Here is a 17,098-nt window from a genome sequence, read left to right on the forward strand (position 1 = left end):
GTGGCCTCCCCCGCGTTCGACGACTACCTCAAGACGGTGTACTCGCACACCGAGTGGCAGGACGCACCGATCACGCCATCGCAGCTCGCCGCGGCGCTGGGGGTCGCGCCGTCGAGCGTCACCGAGATGGTCAAGAAGCTCGCCGCCGCGGGCCTCGTCTCGCATGTACCGTATGGAGCCGTGAAGCTGACGGACACCGGGCGCGAGCGCGCCCTGGCCATGCTGCGCCGGCATCGCCTGATCGAGACCTGGCTGGTGCGCGAGTTCGGCTACGCCTGGCACGAGGTGCATGACGAGGCCGAGGTGCTGGAGCACACCATCAGCGACCGCCTGCTCGAGGGCATCGACGAACGGCTCGGCCGCCCGCGCTTCGACCCGCACGGCGACGCGATTCCGGATGCCGACGGCAACGTGCAGCGCGAGCCCTTCGTGCTGCTGGCCGACGCGTCTCCGGGACACGTCGGTCGGGTGCTGCGGGTCAGCGACCGCGACCCGGATCTGCTGCAGGCCCTCGAGGATGCGGGTGTAGCCGTCGGCCGCACGGTTGAGGTGACCGCCGGCGGGCTCCGTCTCGACGGCACCGAGGCCGCCCTGCCGTCGGAGGCGGCCGACGCGATCTGGCTGCAGGGCTGACAGCATCCTCACCCTCCCGCGCCCCGCAACGTCGCAGTTCTGCATGACTTCGCAGCATCCGCTCCAGATGCTGCGAAGTTGCGCATTTCTGCGAGTGAGCACCACCCGCGCGTCCGTCCTCCCGCACCCATAAGCTGATCGCATGGGTGATCGCTCCGACATCGAATGCTGGCTGACCGACATGGACGGCGTTCTCGTGCACGAGAACGACGCGATCCCGGGAGCATCCGAGCTGCTGGCGGGCTGGGAGCGCGACGGCGTGCCCTACCTGGTGCTCACCAACAACTCGATCTTCACCGCGCGCGATCTCTCGGCCCGGCTCCGCGCGAGCGGTCTGCACGTGCCGGAAGAGCACATCTGGACCTCGGCGCTCGCCACCGCCGACTTCCTCGCCCAGCAGGTGCCGGGCGGGTCGGCGTTCGTGATCGGCGAGGCCGGCATCCTCACCGCCCTGCACGACGCAGGGTTCGTGATGACCGAGACGAACCCCGACTTCGTGGTGGTCGGCGAGACCCGAACGTACTCGTTCGAGGCGATCACCAGAGCGATCCGGCTCATCAACGGCGGCGCGCGGTTCATCATCACCAACCCGGATTCCACCGGACCCAGCATGGAGGGGCCGCTGCCCGCCACGGGCGCCGTCGCCGCGCTCATCACGAAGGCGACCGGCCGTGAGCCGTACGTGGTCGGCAAGCCCAATCCGATGATGTTCCGCTCGGCGCTGAACAAGATCGGCGCGCACTCGAAGAAGACCGGGATGATCGGCGACCGGATGGACACCGACATCGTCGCGGGCATCGAGGCCGGCCTGCACACCGTGCTCGTGCTGACGGGCATCAGCGATCAGGCCGAGATCCTGAAGTACCCGTTCCGGCCCGACGAGGTGGTGCAGTCGGTGGCGGATCTTATCCCGGCCGCACACGCCGACGAGCCGAAGGACGCGAAGAGCTGATGGGCGCGCTCGACGAGGGTGAGCGGGTGGTCGCACCGGATGCCGCCACCTGGCGCGCCTGGCTCGAAGCGAATCACGCCACCTCCAAGGGCGCCTGGCTCGTGCGCCCGCGCGCGGGGAACGACGACCCCTGCGTCGGCTACGAGGAATCCATCCTGCACGCGCTGTGCTTCGGGTGGATCGACGGGCCGGTGCGCAGCTTCGACGAGCGCATCGGGGGACTGTGGTTCGCGCCGCGGAGGCCGTCGAGCGGGTGGGCCGCGACGAACAAGGCCAGGGTGGCCAGACTCGAAGCCGAGGGCCTGCTGACGCCTGCCGGCATCCGCGCGATCGAGGTCGCCAAGGCGAACGGCGCGTGGTCCGTGCTCGACGGACCAGAGGCCGGGATCGAGCCGGATGATCTCACCGCGGCGCTGGACGCGGTTCCCGCGGCGCGGGCGGCGTGGGACGCGTTCCCGCCCTCGACGCGCAAACTGGGACTCACGCAGATCGCGATGGCGAAGCGGGCGGAGACCCGCGCCGCCCGGATCGCGAAGATCGTGGCGGATGCCGCGGAAGGGAGACGACCGTGACCCAGCAGGATCTGCTCTTCATGGTGATGATCGGCATCGGGCTGGCCACCCTCACGCTGATCGCGGTCAGGCTGCTACGACGCCCGAAACGCGACGAGGGCGGCGAGTGGTACGAGGGCCCGTGGGATGACGATGACGACCGCCCCCGTGGCCGGCGGCGCTGACCTCGGGACGAGGTCGGATGCGGCGTCAGCGCAATACGAGGGCGGCGGCGCCGATGAGCGGCCCGCCGTCGCCGAGGCCCGAACGCACCACCCGGGTGCGGCGCGAGTAGGCGTGCACGGCTGACGCCGACAGCGCCTGCTGCACGAGGTCGATGTAGTCGTCTGAGACGCGGGAGAACCCGCCGCCGATCGCCACGACGTCGAGGTCGACGAGCGTCGCGGCATCCGCGAGCGCCTCACCCACGGCACGGGCCGAGCGCTCGATGGCCCGGCGGGCGGTGGAGACCCCCGCCGCGGCGTCGCGCGCGAGGTCCTCGCCGGTGGCGCCGTTCCAGCCCTGGGATCGCGCCCAGGCCGCGGATGCCGGGCCCGACGCGATCTCCTCGAGGGTCAGGCCGCCCTCGCGACGCACCTGTCCGAGGTGGCCGGCGTTGCCGGAGGCGCCCGGCGCGTAGGCGCCGTCGAGGGTGAAGCCGCCGCCGACACCGGTCGAGACGACGATGGACAGAGCGGCGCGGGCTCCGCGCGTGGCGCCCAACCACGACTCCGCGAGCGCGAGGGCGCCTCCGTCGTGACCGAGCACGGCTGCCACGTCGCGTCCGAGTACGGCGGATGCGGCGCGGCGCACGGCCTCGGCGAGCGGATACCCGTGCGCGCTCGGCATGTTCACCGGGTCGATGGCGCCTGCCGAACGGTCGACGGGTCCCGCGCTGCCGATGCCCGCGCCGACCAGTTCGGCGTTCGCCGGCAAGGCGGCGAGCGCATGTGCGACCGCCTCGCCGATCGCTGCGTCGAGCGAGACGGCATCCGCATCCCGCCCGGTGGGGCGCCGCGTCCGGCTCCCGTCGACGATCGTGCCGTCGTCGCCGACCAGCGCCGCCTCGAGCTTGGTGCCGCCGACGTCGACGGCGAGTGCGTACCGGTTCATGGATGCTCCTTGCGTCGGCGGTTCTTCGCAGATCTGCGGGAATTCGCAGAACATCGTGGGCTGCGCGGCGAGATCGTGCAGATCTGCGGAGTTGTGCAGCGAGCTCGCGTCAGCGGATCTGCAGTTGCTCCTACTGCGGGTCGAGGCCGAGGTCGTCCAGGTCGAACGCGGCGAGCCACTGCAGCCCCTCGGCCTCGATGGCGGCCTGCGCGCCGGTCTTGCGGTCGACGATCACGGCGACCGCGACGACCTCGGCGCCCTCCCGGCGCAGCACCTCCACTGCCTTCAGCGCCGACTGCCCCGTGGTCGAGGTGTCCTCCAGAACGACGACGCGCTTGCCGGCGACTTCGGCCCCCTCGATCTGACGTCCGCGGCCGTGATCCTTGGGCTCCTTGCGCACGACGAACGCGTCCAGCGGGCGGTCGGTCGCGACGGAGGCGTGCATCACCGAGTTCGCGATCGGGTCGGCACCCAGCGTGAGACCGCCGACTGCGACGGCATCCGTGTCCTTGATGAGATCGAGCATGACCCGGCCGATCGCCGGTGCGGCGCGATGATCGAGGGTGAGCTTGCGCATGTCGACGTAGTACGTCGCCTTCTTGCCGCTGGAAAGCGTGAAGTCGCCGTGGAACACCGCCTCTGCGGTGATGAGGTCGAGCAGGGCCTGGCGGTCTGAGGCGAGGTCGGTCACGGCGTCAAGTGTATTCGGGGCTGGTTCCGTCGCGCTCACCCGTCTAGCGTGGCTGACGGAGGTCCCATGTTCTCGTACGATCCCTACGCCGCCCTCGCCGAACTGCGCCCCGTCGCACCGCTCGAGCTCACCAGCCCCCACTTCACCGCAGGCGGCGCGCTGCCGCTGTTCGCCTGGGCAGAGAAGCGCGGCGGAGAAGACCGCCACCCGACTCTCGAGTGGTCTCAGCCGCCAGCCGGGACGAAGAGTCTCGCGATCTCGTGCTTCGACCCCGACGCCCCGACGGGATCGGGATTCTGGCACTGGGCCGCGTACAACCTGCCGGCCGATCTGCGCTCGATCGAGGCCGGAGACGGCACCGCGAAGAGCCTGCCGGATGGGGTGACGGTCCTGCCCAACGAGGCGCGCCTGGAGCGCTTCATCGGCGCCGCCCCGCCTGAAGGAACCGGCGTGCACCGCTACTTCTTCGTGGTGGACGCGCTGGACGTGGAGAGGTTGGAGCTCGAGGTCGGCGCCACGCCGGCGGTGCTCGGGTTCAACCGTCACTTCCACACCCTGGCACGCGGCATCCTGATGGGAACGGCCGACCCCGCCGAGCGGTGAGAGCTGTCGGCGTCCCGCCGTAGGCTGGATGCATGCGTCTGGCCACCTGGAACATCAACTCGATCCGCACGCGCGTCGGTCGCGCTGTCGATTTCGCGGTGCGCGAGGACATCGACGTGCTCGCATTCCAGGAGATCAAGTGCAAGCCCGAGCAGTTCCCCTACGCGCCGTTCGAGGAAGCCGGGTATCACGTCGAAGTGCACGGCTTCAATCAGTGGAACGGCGTCGCGATCGCCAGCAGGCTGCCCATCACCGATGTGCGCACGTCGTTCGAGGGCCAGCCCGGATTCGCGAAGGGTCATGAAGGACCGGATGCCCCCATCGAGGCGCGCGCCCTCGGTGTGATGGTCGACGGCGTGCGGGTCTGGAGCCTGTACGTGCCGAACGGCCGCGCGCTGGGCGACGAGCACTACGCGTACAAGCTGCACTGGCTCGAGGCGCTGCGCACCGCGACCGCCGCCGAGCTCGCCGCGAACCCGAGCCTGCCGCTCGCGCTGGTCGGCGATTTCAACATCATCCCCTTCGATCACGACAACGGCGATCCTGCGATCGTGCAGGGCTTCTCGACGCACGTGTCCCCGCCCGAGCGCGAGGCGTTCTTCGCGCTCGAGAGCGCCGGCGTCAAGGACGTCGTGCGCCCGCTGATCCCCGAGGGGTTCACGTACTGGGACTACCAGCGGCTGAAGTTCCCCCGCAACGAGGGCATCCGCATCGACTTCATCCTTGGGTCGGAGGCCTTCGCGGATGCGGTGACCGCTGCGGCGATCCACCGTAACGAGCGCAAGGGCGAGCAGCCCAGCGATCATGTGCCGGTCGTCGTGGACCTCGACTTCGGCGGCGCCGCAGAGGATGACGATCTGCCGATGATCTTCGCCTGATATGCCCATCCGGCTGATCGCGACCGACCTCGACGGCACCCTGATCGGCGCCGACGGCCGCGTCTCGACGCGCACGCGAGCTGCGCTGGATGCGGCGCGGGAGGCCGGGGTCGCGACGATCCCCGTCACGGCGCGGCAGCCGATCGGTCTGCGTCCGATCGCCGAACAGGCCGGTTTCGACGACTGGGCGCTGTGCGGAAACGGCGCCTATGGAGTACACCTCACGACCGGCGAGCACCTGTTCGCCGAGGAGATCGCACCCGACGTGCAGCGGCAGCTTGCCGAGGCGCTGCAGGAGGTGCTGCCCGACCTCGTGTTCGCCAGCGTGCGCGACGCCGGCGAGGGATTCGTCGCCCAGGAAGGCTACGCCGCGCTCGCGCAGCTGAACGACCACAAGCGCGACCCGGCGACCATGCACGGCGTGCCGCTCGCGGACGTGCTGGGCTCGCCCAGCCTGAAGCTCGTGATCCGGCATCCGTCCATCCCGATCCACGAGGTGTTCGAGGCGCTGCGATCGCTCGGCTTGACCGGCTTCGAGGCGACCATGTCGGGCGCGCCGTTCGTCGAGGTGATGGCTCAGGGAGTCACCAAGGCGACCGGCGTCGCGCAGGTCTGCTCGCGGCTCGGCATCGACAGCAGCCAAGTGCTCGCCTTCGGCGACGCGCTGAACGACCTCGAGATGCTCGAGTGGGCGGGCAGGGGCGTCGCCGTCGCGAACGCCATCGACGCGGTGCGGGATGCGGCCGACGAGGTCACTGAGTCGAACGAGGACGACGGGGTGGCGATAGTGATCGAGCGGATGCTCGGCGGCTGATCCCGCCGCGCGCGCGGCTCCGCCCCGCCGCCGCGCGTCTCACCGGGTCGCCCCCACCACCGAGCCTGCGCGCCACCATGCAACCGGCCTGGGCTCTCTGGTGGGGCGACGGCAGCATGGCGGCGCAGAACCCAGTGCTCGCAGGCGTCAGAGCGTCAGTTCGCGGCGCCTGCCTCGCGTCGCGAGCAGCGCGCCGGCGATCAACATGATCGCTGCGACCGCCACGGCGGGCAGAGGCGGTTCCGACCCCGTGCTCGCGAGAGCACCGGTAGTCGGCTGCGCCCCGGCGTCGCCCGGGGTGTCGATCGGCGGCAGACTCGGCTCGGTGGGCGTGACGGTGGCTGTCAGCGCGAAGTCGACCCCAGCCCGGATCTCGCCCTCGGCGACGGTTATCGGCGTGGCCTCCTCAGCCGTGGCGACGTGATCGAAATACTGCACGGGGACCTCGACGTGCCCCTCTCGCATGACCGCGGAGGCACGGACGATGTACGTGCCTGCCGGCACGTGGAGGGTATATCGTCCGCGGTCGTCTGCGTATGCCATCGCGACCAGGGTCGCCCCGTCGTACGCCTCCACGAACGTGGCGTACGACGCCCTCGATTCGGCTTCGATCGTGCCGGTGATCAGCGCTGTCGCTTCGAGGACCGCGTCGATGCCCTCCAGATGCGCACCCTCGTCCACGGCGATCGGCGTCGCCTCCGCGCCATCGCGGGCATCGCGCCAGTACTCGCCGAGGGCGGTCTGGTCGCGGCTGACGAACTGCAGCGTGTAGGTCCCTGGGGGCAGGAAGAGCGTGTACGAGCCTCCGTCGTCGATGTCGACGCTGGTGGAGAAGCCGGAGTCGCCGCTCGCCCAGACGAAGCCGTTCACCGGGGCGCCGTCCGAAGACCTCGTCACCGTGCCGCTGATGCTCTGGTTCGGCTGCAGCCAGACGTCGGCGTTCGCTGTCTCTCCGACGCCGAGCTCGATCGCGGTCGCATCCTCCCGCTCGAACGCGTCCTGCCAGAACTGGGGCACGAAGGTGTCCTCATCGGACTCGAAGTACACGATGTAAGAGCCAGCCGGTAGTCCCCCGATGCGGTAGTGGCCGGTGTCGTCGGTCTGCACAGCGTCGACGAGCACATCATCGAGCGTGTACACCGCGGCCCACACCGACCGGACGGGCAGACCGTCCCCGTACCGGAAGGCCGTTCCGTCGATGAAAGACGCCCAGGCCAACTGCGCATCCACGCCCTCTTGACTCGCGCCCTCCGTCACCGTGACCAGCACCGCGGACTGTTCGTCCGCAGTGTCGCCCCAGAACTCGAACGCGTAGTCTCCATCGGATTCGAACAGCAGGATGTAGTCGCCGCCAGGCAGGCCCTCGAGACGGTAGTGTCCATCGTGCTCCGTCGTCGTCTCGCCGTATCCCGCACCACCGACCTGCCGCGCCGATACCGTCACGGCGGAGACTCCCAGCTCGGGGTCGTCGTCGAGTGTCACCCGACCCGCGATCGCGCCGCCCGCGGCGACCGACGGCGCGGCCGCAGCCTGAGGAGCGTGCGATGTCGCGCTCTCATCAGGTGCTTCGTCGGCGTCGGGATCCGGTGAAAGGATCGCGTCATCGGGTCCATCTACGAGCTCACCAGCACCGACCTCTGCGTCCACCCCCACCGGAGGATCCGCCGGCATCGGAGCATCCGCCGTCGCAACGTGGGACGCCGGCGATTCGGGGGTGGCCGGCTCATCCGCGGCCGCAGCCGCCGTTCCCCCGAGGGTCAACACCAGCACGCTGATTACGGATACAGACGCCCGCAAAGCAGCGCGTGAACGCGATCGCACCATCCACACCTCAGACTCGGCCGGATCTCGGCGTCAGCGCCGGAGCTCCGCTCCCCCACCTGCTCCAAGACGGTGCATTGAGCACGAATCTAGTGGCTGACGGGCCCGCAGCGGAAGAGCGGACTCTTCGTGGGTTCAGCTCACCGGGTCGCGCCCCCACCACCGAGCCTGCGCGCCACCATGCAACCGGCGTGGGCTCTCTGGTGGCGCGACGACCGTCAGCCCCTCCATCTCAGAGAGGCTTCTCCTCGTAGACCGTGACGCCGCCGACGACGGTGCGCGTCACCTTCGCCTCGAGCAGCTCATCGACGGGGCGCGCGAAGACATCGCGGTCGAGCACGACGAAATCGGCACTCCGTCCCGCCTCGAGGGCGCCGTACAGGTGCTCCGCTCCGCACGCCCACGCGGCGTCACGCGTCGCGTGCTCGATGGCGTCGGCGAGAGGCAGGGCGAACGCGGGGATGTTGGCGGGCAGCGACGGGTCGATCGCGGAGCGGCGCGTGGCCGCGATGAACATGTTCCGCAGCGGCGGATGGGGCGAGGTCGGCGAATCGGTGCCGAAGGCGAGTCGCCCTCCGGCCTCGGTCACGTAGGGCCAGGGGTACCCTCGCTCGACGCGATCGTCGCCGAGCATCGCACGCCAGTTCTCCTGGATCGCGGGATCGCAGTGCACTGGTTGCATGGACGCGACGATGCCGAGGGCGGCGAGGCGCTCGACATCGGCCTGCTCGGCGATCTCGAGGTGCTCGATGCGGTGGCGGCGCTCACGCGGTCCGTTGGCGGCGATCGCCCGTTCGACGGCGCTGACAGCGATGCGCACCGCCTCGTCGCCGATCGCGTGCATCGCCACCCGGATCCCGAGCGCATCGGCCTCGGTGACCACCGGTGCGAGCTCCTCGAGCGACCAGATGGGCTCGGCTCCGACGCCGGTGACATACGGCCGGCTGACGGCGGCGGTGCAGCCGTCGATCGTGCCGTCGATCATGACCTTGATGCCGACGACCCGCAGCCGATCGCTCTTGTGCCGCTGCGCGTGCCCAGCCGCTTCACGCACCTGCTCGATGTTCTGCTCGACGTCTCCGGTCGGCGCGACGAACCAGTACGCCGCCACACGGGCGGTGAGCTCTCCGGCGGACTCGGCCCTCGCGAACGCGGCGAGATCGACAGCGTCGAGGGCCATGTCCGTGGCGGCGGTGACTCCGGAGGCCCGGTACCCGGCGAGCGCCTGCCGCAGCGCCTGGTCGCGGTCGTCGGCCGTCACGAAGTCGTCCAGCACCGGGTACACGAGGCGATGCATCGCGATCTCGTCGACGTAGCCGGTCGGGTCGCCCGCGGCATCCCGATGCACCTCTCCGCCGGGCGGCGAGACAGTATGACGGTCGATCCCGACCTCGGCCAGCGCGGCGGAGTTGAGCCAGACCGAGTGGAAGTCGAACGCCTGAGCGTAGACCGGCCGATCGGGTACCGCGGCGTCCAGCATCTGCCGGGTCGGCTGACCGCCGACCACGTCGTGCCGCCAGCCGTGCGCCCGGATTCGCGGCAGCTCGGGGTTCGCAGCCGCGAACTCCGCGATCGCCCGCTGGACGTCGTCGAGGGATGACGCGCCCCACAGATCGACGTGCTGCGCGGATTCGCCGGTGTTGATCACGTGCGCGTGCCCGTCTACGAACCCGGGCAGCACGGTCGCGCCGCCGAGGTCGGTGACCCCCGCTCCGGCGCCGGCCAGGCGGCGCGCGGTGTCGTCGTCGCCGACGTACGCGAGCCTGCCCTCCTGCACGACCAGCGCCGTGGCCCAGCGCCGGGATGTCGCGGTGAACACCTTCCCACCCAGATAGACGTCGGTCATCGCAGAGCTCCTTCCCGCGCCTGATCCGTTGGCTGACCGGCGAACCGCGTCCTGATCAGCACGAGGTACGTCGCCGCCGTGGTCAGGATGCCCAACGGCACCGACAGGTCGATGTAGCCGAGCGCGACGGCGATCGGACCCGTCCACACCTCGGTGGTGAGGCACAGCGCGGTGATCACCGCGCCGAGCAGCACGGCTGCGATGCCTGGCACGCTCCAGCCGCCGGTGTACCAGAACCGGGAGGTGCGGGTCTCATCGAACAGCTCGACGCCGTCGTAGCGGTTGCGCCGCAGCAGCACGTCGACGACGAACACGGTCATGGTCGGCGCCGAGACGATGACGACGAACTGCAGGATGAGGTTCACGGCTCCGAGCAGGCTGGTCGACAGCACGAGGACGATCGTGAGGGCAGTGCCGATCACACCGACGACCACGGCCGCCGGCACTCGGCGGATCGGCAGGCCGATCGCCTGCAGCGCCATGCTGGACGTGTACGTCGTCATCGCGTTGAGCGAGATGGTGTTGACCACGACTCCGACGACGAGCACAGGACCGAGCCACGCGGGCAGGATGCCGATCAGCGCCTTCTCGATGCCGTCAGCCTGGATCGCGGATCCCACCCCCGTGGCGACGAAGACGCCGATCGCCGTGAAGAGGATGTTGGGGATCGCTCCACCGAGCGCGGTGGCAGCGGCGATGTGGCTCGGCCGGGTGCTGCGCGGCAGATAGCGGGCGAGGTCGGGGCTGTTGATGTACGACAGCGGTGACGAGGCGAGGAGCGTGAACCCGATGGTCAGCGAAGACCACAGCGCCACCCCGCCGAGCGGTTCCGGGTTGACGTAGGAGAAGTCGGCGTGCGGCAGCGCGAACGCCGCGACGACGACGAAGATCACCACGAGCACGAGAGACACGGCGCCGTAGGTCCTCAGGATGAGCCCGTGCCCGTAGACGGCGACCAGCACGGTGACAGCCGAGATCACGAGCGTGACGATGATCGGCGTCCACAGGGCATCGCCGATGCCGAGCCGCCCGACGAGGTCGGCGCCGAGGAACGACGAGCCCAGCCAGTTCAGGGCGAGGTAGACGGAGCCGATGAGCCAGCCGACGAGGGCGACGATGAGGCGGTTGCCGATGACGCCGTAGATCGCACGTGTGATCACCGACCCCGAGGTTCCTGCCGCAGGGCCGCTCGCCGCGATGATCCCCGGCAGGACCCAGAGCGTCGAGGCGACGAGGATGACGGCGATCGCCTGCCAGATCTCCAGACCCAGCAGGATCAGCGAGGCGCCGATCGTGAAGTTCAGGATGCTGACGTTGGGCGCCGCCCATACGGCGAACAGGTCGCGCGCGCGGCCATGGCGCTGCCCATCGCCAATGAGGTCGATCCCCCGCGTCTCGATCCGTGTGGCGAAGTCGTCGACCACCGCGTCCTGGGTCATGTGCACTCGCTTTCGATGCCCGGCATCCTCGCCGGGGGTGACGTTGTTGGTCATGCGACCAACACAGGTTGTTGGTCGCAAAGCTAATAGCATGACGGCATGGCGTCAACCCCTGCCCGCCCGCGGGTCCGCAAGAGCCCCGAAGCGCGACGTAGCGAGATCCTCGGCGCGGCCTCTGCGATCGCGCTCTCCGAGGGCCTCGAGCGCATCACGCTGAGAGCTGTGGCGGAGCGGCTGGGCGTGCGACCGGGGCTGGTCACGCACTACTTCCCTGCGGCCGAGGCGCTCGTGGTCGAGGCCTTCGTGACCGCCGCATCCGAGCAGCGCGAACGACTGTTCCGCGTCAACGGCAGCCCGCTCGAGCGGATCGCGCGATTCGTCGCACACGCCGACGGCGCCGACGCACTGCCGCTTGCCCGTCTGTGGCTGAACGCCCGCCACCTCAGCCGTTTCATACCGGGTCTCGCCGGTGCGCTTGAGGAGCAGGAGAAGCTCGACGAGGCGCGGCTCCGTCAGGTCATCGAGGCCGCGATCGCGGACGGCGACGTTCCGGCGCGCGACGCCGGCGATACGGCCATCCGCATCCTGATGGCCCTCGACGGCAAGGGCGCGTACGCCAACGACCGCACACCGTACACGGATGAGGTCTACCTGCACTTCGTGACCGATTACGCGGAGTGGGCTCTCGGCGTGCCGCGCGGTCGGCTGCGCGACGGCGGCCGCCGCGGCCCGGACTGATTACTCTCCCACCGTCCCCGTCTGCACCTCGCCGGGAAGGGGTGCGTACCGCAGCAGCAGCGTGCCGCCGTCGCCGATCTCGGAGTGCACCAGCCGCATGTTGGTGGGCGTCGCGCCGTCACCGAAGACCTTCTTGCCCTGGCCGAGCACGACCGGGTAGACCCACAGCTGCAGCTCGTCGTACAGCCGTTCGGCGAGCAGGGTCTGCACGAGGTCGATGCTGCCGATGACGTGCACGTCCTCGTGCTTCTCTCGCAGTTCCGCGATCTCCGAGGCGAGATCGTCGCCGACGCGACTGGATCCCTGCCAGCCGAGCTCGATCCCCGCATCCCGCGACGCCACGTACTTGGGCACCCTGTCGAAGAGCTGCCCGATCCATCCTTCCGGACCGGTGGTGTGCTGCGGCCAGTAGCCGGCGAAGATGTCGTAGGTGCGCCGGCCGAGCAGCAGCGCGTCGAGGGTGTCCATGCCCTCGGTGACGCTGCGTCCTACGGCCTCGCTCGGCAGGGGCGCCTGCCAGCCGCCGAAGCGGAATCCGTCGCTGGGATCCTCCTCCGGCCCACCCGGCGCCTGGGCGACGCCGTCGAGGGTCGTGAACAGGTCGATGATGATGCGTCCGGTCATGGTGTGCTCCCTTGCAGTTCGGACGTGACGGGTGCGATGTGGAAGGCGGACGCGAAGGCATCCAGCATCCGCTCGTCGCCGCGCACCACGGCGACGATGTCGTTCTCGATGGCCTCGGCGGGCGTCACGGCGCCCGCGATGAGCAGCCGGATGCCGGGGCCGGCGACGAGCACCGCCTCCGGCTCGCCCGCAGGGGGCGCGCCCCCGACGGGCGGCGCGGGCGGGGCGAGCTGCGCCACCCGCAGCGCAGCCGAAACGACCTGCACCCGCAGCACCACATCCCCGACATGCAGCTCGACGTCGAGGTCGCGCGCGTGCTCCGACTGGAACGACGTGCGCAGCGCCATCGTGAGCGAATCAGGCGTCACGACATCGTCGGGCGCAGGATCACCCATCGACTGGAACCCCCAGCGCCCGATCGCGAGGACGATCGGCTCCAGCGCCCGCCCGTACGGAGTGAGCTCGTACACCAGTCCGCAGTTCAGCAACGGCACACGCCGCACCACTCCGCCCTCCTGCAGCTCTTTCAGCCGGGTGGACAGGATGTTGGTGGGGATGCGCGGCAGCCCCTGTTTGAGGTCGGTGTAGCGGCGGGGGCCGACGAGCAGATCGCGGACGATGAGCAGTGCCCACCGCTCCCCGATCAGCTCGACGGCCGTCGTGACGCCGCAGTACTGACCGTAGCTGCGTGCGGCCATGTCAGACCGACGCGGTGCTCTGCTCCGCCACGTGATCCGGACCGTTCTCCACGGCCTCGGGCGTCATGTACAGGAAGCCGAGCGAGTTGCCGTCGGGGTCGTCGAGATCGCGCGAGTACATGAAGCCGTAGTCCTGGGCGGGCTTCGGCTCGGCACCACCGGCGGCCAGCCCCTTGGCGAGGATGTCGTCCACCTCCTCGCGCGAGTCGCGGCTGAGAGCGACCGAGACCTGCAGGCTCTCGTTCGGGTCGGCGATCGGCTTGTCGGTGAAGGTGCTGAAGAACTCCCGCTTCAAGACCATGAAGAAGATGTCTTCGCTCCACACGATGCAGGCGGCGTTCTCATCGGTGAAGTCCGGATTGATGTCGCACCCGAGAGCCGTGTAGAACGCCTTACTGCGCTCGAGGTCGGCGGTGGGCAGGTTGACGAAGACCTTGGTCATGATGACTCCCTTGTCGATGTGCGGCCCGGCACTCGCCGAACCCGATGCGTCGATACTTGCAAAAAGCAACCGAACTTGTCAATAGCAAGTAAGCCGCGATCCCCCGTGCGGCGGATGTGGCGGCATCCGCACGGTCGTACGGTGGAAGGATGCCGGAATCCGCCGCGTTCACGCGCACACCGACCGAGCGCGAGCTGCGCCAGGATCTTCTGCTCGCCGCCGTCGTGCTCGTCGGAGGCGTCATCAGCGCCGGCCTGTCGAGCATCGCCCAGGTCTACGGCGACGAGCAGGCGCCGATGTGGACCGCGCTCCTCGTGGTGGCGGCGGTGGCTGCGCCCATCGCCGTGCGACGCCGGCGGCCCGCGATCGTCGCCGTCTTCATCGCCCTGGTGTTCTTCGTCAGCGTGACGTACCGCGTGCCCGAGGTGTACGTGCTGAACATCGCCATGTTCGTGGCGCTGTACACGGTCGGTGCGTGGATGAACGATCGCAGGGACGCCGTGCTCGTGCGCATCGGCATCATCGCCGGGATGTTCGTCTGGCTCCTCATCGTGATGTACCGCGACGCCATCGCCGAGGCCGACGACGCGAACGTGTCGGCGGGGCTGTTCTCGCCGTTCGTCGCCTTCATGATGATCCAGCTGCTGCTGAACGTGCTGTACTTCGGCGGCGCCTACTACTTCGGCGAACGCTCGTGGATCGCTGCACGCGAACGTGAGGCACTGGCGGGGCGCACCCGTGAGCTCGAGGCGGAACGCGAGGTCACGGCGGCGCTCGCGGTCGCGCTCGACCGGGTGCGCATCGCGCGCGAACTGCATGACGTCGTCGCCCACCACGTCTCGGTGATGGGGGTGCAGGCCGGGGCGGCACGGCTCGTCGTCGACACGGATCCGGAGCGGGCGAAGCGGATGCTGGCCGGCATCGAGGAATCGTCGCGCGAGGCGATCGGCGACTTCCGCCAGCTGCTCGAGACGCTGCGTTCCCCCGGGGATGGAGAGGCCGAGGATCCGGTGACGGCGTATCGCCTGGACGACATCCACGACCTTGCGCGGTCGTCGACGGATGCGGGACTGCCCACCGCGTTCACGGTGGTCGGAGAGCCGGTGCCTGTGCCGGACGTCGTCGCCGTGAACCTCTATCGGATCGCACAGGAGGCGCTGACCAACGCCCGCAGGCACGCCGGAGCCGGAGCGAGTGCCGATGTACGCCTGCGGTACGGATCGGATGCGGTCGAGCTCGAGGTGGTGAACACCGGTCGCACCGTCGGCTCGGTGCGACCAGGTCTCGGCCAACTCGGCATGCGCGAGCGCGCACTGGCCTCCGGCGGCTCCATCGAGTTGATGCCTCGCGCCCAGGGCGGCTTCCGTGTACGGGCGACTGTGCCGCTTCGAACCGCGGCCAGGGAGGCCCGGCGATGATCCGCGTGCTGCTCGTCGACGACCACGCGATGCTCCGCGCGGGCTTTCGAACCATCCTCGATTCGCAGCCCGATATCGACGTCGTCGGCGAGGCGAGAACCGGGGCCGAGGGCGTCGAGCTGGCCGCCCGGCTGCAACCGGACGTCATCACGATGGACGTGCAGATGCCCGATATGGACGGTATCGAGGCGACCCGCCGAATCGTCGCCGAGCCATCGGTGACCGCGTCGGTCGCCGTGGTGACCACGTTCGACCGCGACGACTATCTGTTTCAGGCGCTCGAAGCGGGCGCAAGCGGGTTCCTGCTCAAGAACGCCGGCCCCGAGGAGCTGATCGCCGCTGTGCGGGCACTCGCATCAGGCGAAGGCATCCTCGCGCCGGAGGTCACCCGACGCGTGCTCGCACGCTTCGCCGCATCCGGGTCCACGCCGGCCGCCGCGGCGCCACCGGCTTCCACCGCGGGCACCGCATCGAGGCCCACGGTCGACGTCGAGGTGCTCGCCGAGCCGCTCACGGAACGCGAGCAGGACGTGCTGGCGCTGATGGCCGACGCCCGCAGCAACGCCGAGATCGCGGCGGCGCTGTTCATCGGCGAGGCGACGGTGAAGACGCACGTGTCGCGGATCCTGCAGAAGCTCGGCGCCCGGGATCGGGTACAGGCCGTCGTGCTCGCACACCGACACCACTTGGTGTGATGGTTGTCGGCGGTCGGCGGCAGAATGGGCGCGGTCACAACAGAAGGAGTCTTCATGAGCACGGGACCCATCCCGGTCGATCCGCCAGACCTGTTCCGCAGCCCCGCTTTCGCACAGGGCATGATCGCGCCGGCCGGGCGCACGCTGTACGTGGGGGGCCAGAACGGCGTGGACGCTTCAGGCGCCCTGCTCGAGGGTCTTCGCGCGCAGACCGAGCAGGCATTGCGCAATGTGCTGTCTGTACTGGCCGCCGCGGGCACGGATGCCGATCACGTGGCCAAGCTGACGATCCACCTCGACCCGGCGGTCGACCCCACTGAGGCGTACGCCGCGACCGGGGCCGTATGGGGCTCGCGCCGCGCCGCGGTCACCGTGCTGGCGGTGGCCCCGGCGAAGCCCGGGGCGCTCGTCGAGGTCGAGGCCATCGCTTCGGTCCCCGACGCCTGAGCCGCGATGACGGATGCCCCGGGGCCGTCAGGCCGCGGGGCATCCGATCTGCTTCCACGCCGATTCGTGTCGGCGCGGACGGTCAGGCGCTGAGCAGCTCCGCGGAGTGCTGCACGCGGGCGATGAGGCCGCTGAACGCCTCGAGATACGCCGTGAGGAACGCCGCGGTGCTCTCGTCGGTGACCTCGCCGTCGTCAGTGATCAGCCCCGGGGTGACCTGGATGAATCCCTCGGGCTGACCCATCGTCACGGCGTTGAAGTGGCCGAGGATGGCGCGAAGGTGCTGCTGGGCGGCAGCCGTGGCGACCCCGCCGACGGATGCGCCGATGACAGCGGTCGGCTTGCCGCTGAACGACATCTGACCGTAGGGGCGGGTCGACCAGTCGAGGGCGTTCTTGAGCACACCGGGGATCGACCGGCTGTACTCGGGGGTGACGATGATGACGCCGTCGACGTCGGCGATGGCCTGCTTGTAGTCGAGCGCGACCTGGGGGAAGTCTCCGTCGTAGTCGGGCGAGTAGAACGGCAGGTCCTTGATCGGGATCTCGACGAGCTCGACTCCTTCGGGGGCGAGCCGCTGCAGAGCCGTCGCCAGGCGACGGTTGATCGAGTTGCTCGAGATGCTGCCGACGATGTAGCCGATGGTGCGGGTCACTGTGGTTCCTTCGTGATCTGAGCCGGGGTGTCCGGCGAGC

20 protein-coding genes are annotated in these 17,098 nt (G+C 69.7%); 11 read left to right on the plus strand and 9 right to left on the minus strand.

Going from position 1 to position 17,098, the window contains the following annotated elements; translation table 11 throughout:
- The 4 genes from RIN43_RS00565 to RIN43_RS00580 all read left to right on the plus strand — a co-directional run bounded on the left by RIN43_RS00565 (position 1) and on the right by RIN43_RS00580 (position 2,321).
- Positions 1-633: a metal-dependent transcriptional regulator gene (locus tag RIN43_RS00565; protein WP_309126924.1), complete on the plus strand. Its 633-nt coding sequence runs from the start codon at positions 1-3 to the stop codon at positions 631-633.
- A gap of 142 nt (positions 634-775) precedes the next feature.
- On the plus strand, positions 776-1,585 hold the full coding sequence (locus RIN43_RS00570) for an HAD-IIA family hydrolase (RefSeq protein ID WP_309126925.1): 810 nt from the start codon (positions 776-778) through the stop codon (positions 1,583-1,585).
- A complete protein-coding gene (locus RIN43_RS00575) occupies positions 1,585-2,157 on the plus strand; it encodes a YdeI/OmpD-associated family protein (protein WP_309126926.1) in 573 nt (190 codons plus the stop codon). Before RIN43_RS00570 ends, RIN43_RS00575 begins: the two co-directional genes overlap by 1 nt.
- Complete coding sequence (locus RIN43_RS00580; protein WP_309126927.1) at positions 2,154-2,321, plus strand: hypothetical protein; 168 nt, start codon at positions 2,154-2,156, stop codon at positions 2,319-2,321. Before RIN43_RS00575 ends, RIN43_RS00580 begins: the two co-directional genes overlap by 4 nt.
- A gap of 25 nt (positions 2,322-2,346) precedes the next feature.
- Here the strand turns inward: RIN43_RS00580 and RIN43_RS00585 are convergent, their stop codons facing one another.
- Together RIN43_RS00585 and pyrE are read right to left on the minus strand one after the other, a co-directional pair.
- Positions 2,347-3,249 (minus strand): ROK family protein, encoded by a 903-nt coding sequence (locus tag RIN43_RS00585; protein WP_309126928.1) that lies wholly within the window; start codon positions 3,247-3,249, stop codon positions 2,347-2,349.
- Between the two features lie 130 nt (positions 3,250-3,379).
- Positions 3,380-3,940, minus strand: coding sequence for an orotate phosphoribosyltransferase (pyrE, locus tag RIN43_RS00590; protein ID WP_309126929.1), 561 nt, complete (start codon positions 3,938-3,940; stop codon positions 3,380-3,382).
- Positions 3,941-4,006: 66 nt separating this feature from the next.
- On the opposite strand from pyrE, the gene RIN43_RS00595 reads away from it, so the two are divergent.
- Genes RIN43_RS00595 through RIN43_RS00605 form a run of 3 tightly spaced genes read left to right on the plus strand, consistent with a single transcriptional unit; the run spans position 4,007 to position 6,235 of the window.
- A complete protein-coding gene (locus RIN43_RS00595; RefSeq protein WP_309126930.1) occupies positions 4,007-4,543 on the plus strand; it encodes a YbhB/YbcL family Raf kinase inhibitor-like protein in 537 nt (178 codons plus the stop codon).
- 32 nt (positions 4,544-4,575) lie between these two features.
- Positions 4,576-5,421 (plus strand): exodeoxyribonuclease III, encoded by an 846-nt coding sequence (locus RIN43_RS00600; protein ID WP_309126931.1) that lies wholly within the window; start codon positions 4,576-4,578, stop codon positions 5,419-5,421.
- A 1-nt stretch (position 5,422) separates the two neighbouring features.
- Complete coding sequence (locus RIN43_RS00605) at positions 5,423-6,235, plus strand: HAD family hydrolase (protein WP_309126932.1); 813 nt, start codon at positions 5,423-5,425, stop codon at positions 6,233-6,235.
- A 147-nt stretch (positions 6,236-6,382) separates the two neighbouring features.
- Here the strand turns inward: RIN43_RS00605 and RIN43_RS00610 are convergent, their stop codons facing one another.
- The 3 genes from RIN43_RS00610 to RIN43_RS00620 form a co-directional block, all read right to left on the minus strand.
- The gene (locus tag RIN43_RS00610) at positions 6,383-7,906 is read right to left on the minus strand and encodes a carboxypeptidase-like regulatory domain-containing protein (RefSeq protein WP_309126933.1); all 1,524 of its coding nucleotides are present in this window, start codon (positions 7,904-7,906) and stop codon (positions 6,383-6,385) included.
- Positions 7,907-8,288: 382 nt separating this feature from the next.
- Positions 8,289-9,902 carry an amidohydrolase gene (locus RIN43_RS00615; RefSeq protein ID WP_309126934.1) on the minus strand — a complete coding sequence of 538 codons (1,614 nt, stop codon included), beginning with the start codon at positions 9,900-9,902 and terminating at the stop codon, positions 8,289-8,291.
- A complete protein-coding gene (locus RIN43_RS00620) occupies positions 9,899-11,341 on the minus strand; it encodes a cytosine permease (protein ID WP_309127366.1) in 1,443 nt (480 codons plus the stop codon). Before RIN43_RS00620 ends, RIN43_RS00615 begins: the two co-directional genes overlap by 4 nt.
- Positions 11,342-11,440: 99 nt before the next feature.
- Here RIN43_RS00620 and RIN43_RS00625 point away from each other — a divergent pair, with 99 nt between their 5' ends.
- A complete protein-coding gene (locus RIN43_RS00625; RefSeq protein WP_309126935.1) occupies positions 11,441-12,079 on the plus strand; it encodes a TetR family transcriptional regulator in 639 nt (212 codons plus the stop codon).
- On the opposite strand, the gene RIN43_RS00630 is transcribed toward RIN43_RS00625, so the two are convergent.
- The 3 genes from RIN43_RS00630 to RIN43_RS00640 are packed head-to-tail and all read right to left on the minus strand — an operon-like array spanning position 12,080 to position 13,843.
- The gene (locus tag RIN43_RS00630; protein WP_309126936.1) at positions 12,080-12,703 is read right to left on the minus strand and encodes a dihydrofolate reductase family protein; all 624 of its coding nucleotides are present in this window, start codon (positions 12,701-12,703) and stop codon (positions 12,080-12,082) included.
- A complete protein-coding gene (locus RIN43_RS00635; RefSeq protein WP_309126937.1) occupies positions 12,700-13,401 on the minus strand; it encodes a helix-turn-helix domain-containing protein in 702 nt (233 codons plus the stop codon). Before RIN43_RS00635 ends, RIN43_RS00630 begins: the two co-directional genes overlap by 4 nt.
- 1 nt (position 13,402) lies before the next feature.
- The gene (locus RIN43_RS00640; protein WP_309126938.1) at positions 13,403-13,843 is read right to left on the minus strand and encodes a glyoxalase; all 441 of its coding nucleotides are present in this window, start codon (positions 13,841-13,843) and stop codon (positions 13,403-13,405) included.
- A 149-nt stretch (positions 13,844-13,992) separates the two neighbouring features.
- Here RIN43_RS00640 and RIN43_RS00645 point away from each other — a divergent pair, with 149 nt between their 5' ends.
- From RIN43_RS00645 to RIN43_RS00655, 3 genes are read left to right on the plus strand one after another with little or no spacing between them, the layout of a single operon-like run.
- Positions 13,993-15,261, plus strand: coding sequence for a sensor histidine kinase (locus RIN43_RS00645; protein WP_309126939.1), 1,269 nt, complete (start codon positions 13,993-13,995; stop codon positions 15,259-15,261).
- Positions 15,258-15,956: a response regulator transcription factor gene (locus RIN43_RS00650; protein ID WP_309126940.1), complete on the plus strand. Its 699-nt coding sequence runs from the start codon at positions 15,258-15,260 to the stop codon at positions 15,954-15,956. Before RIN43_RS00645 ends, RIN43_RS00650 begins: the two co-directional genes overlap by 4 nt.
- Before the next feature lie 54 nt (positions 15,957-16,010).
- On the plus strand, positions 16,011-16,403 hold the full coding sequence (locus tag RIN43_RS00655; RefSeq protein WP_309126941.1) for a RidA family protein: 393 nt from the start codon (positions 16,011-16,013) through the stop codon (positions 16,401-16,403).
- Between the two features lie 82 nt (positions 16,404-16,485).
- On the opposite strand, the gene RIN43_RS00660 is transcribed toward RIN43_RS00655, so the two are convergent.
- Positions 16,486-17,058 carry an NADPH-dependent FMN reductase gene (locus RIN43_RS00660; RefSeq protein ID WP_309126942.1) on the minus strand — a complete coding sequence of 191 codons (573 nt, stop codon included), beginning with the start codon at positions 17,056-17,058 and terminating at the stop codon, positions 16,486-16,488.
- Positions 17,059-17,098: the final 40 nt, after the last annotated feature.

This window comes from Microbacterium sp. (assembly GCF_031178445.1).
Lineage (GTDB): Bacteria > Actinomycetota > Actinomycetes > Actinomycetales > Microbacteriaceae > Microbacterium.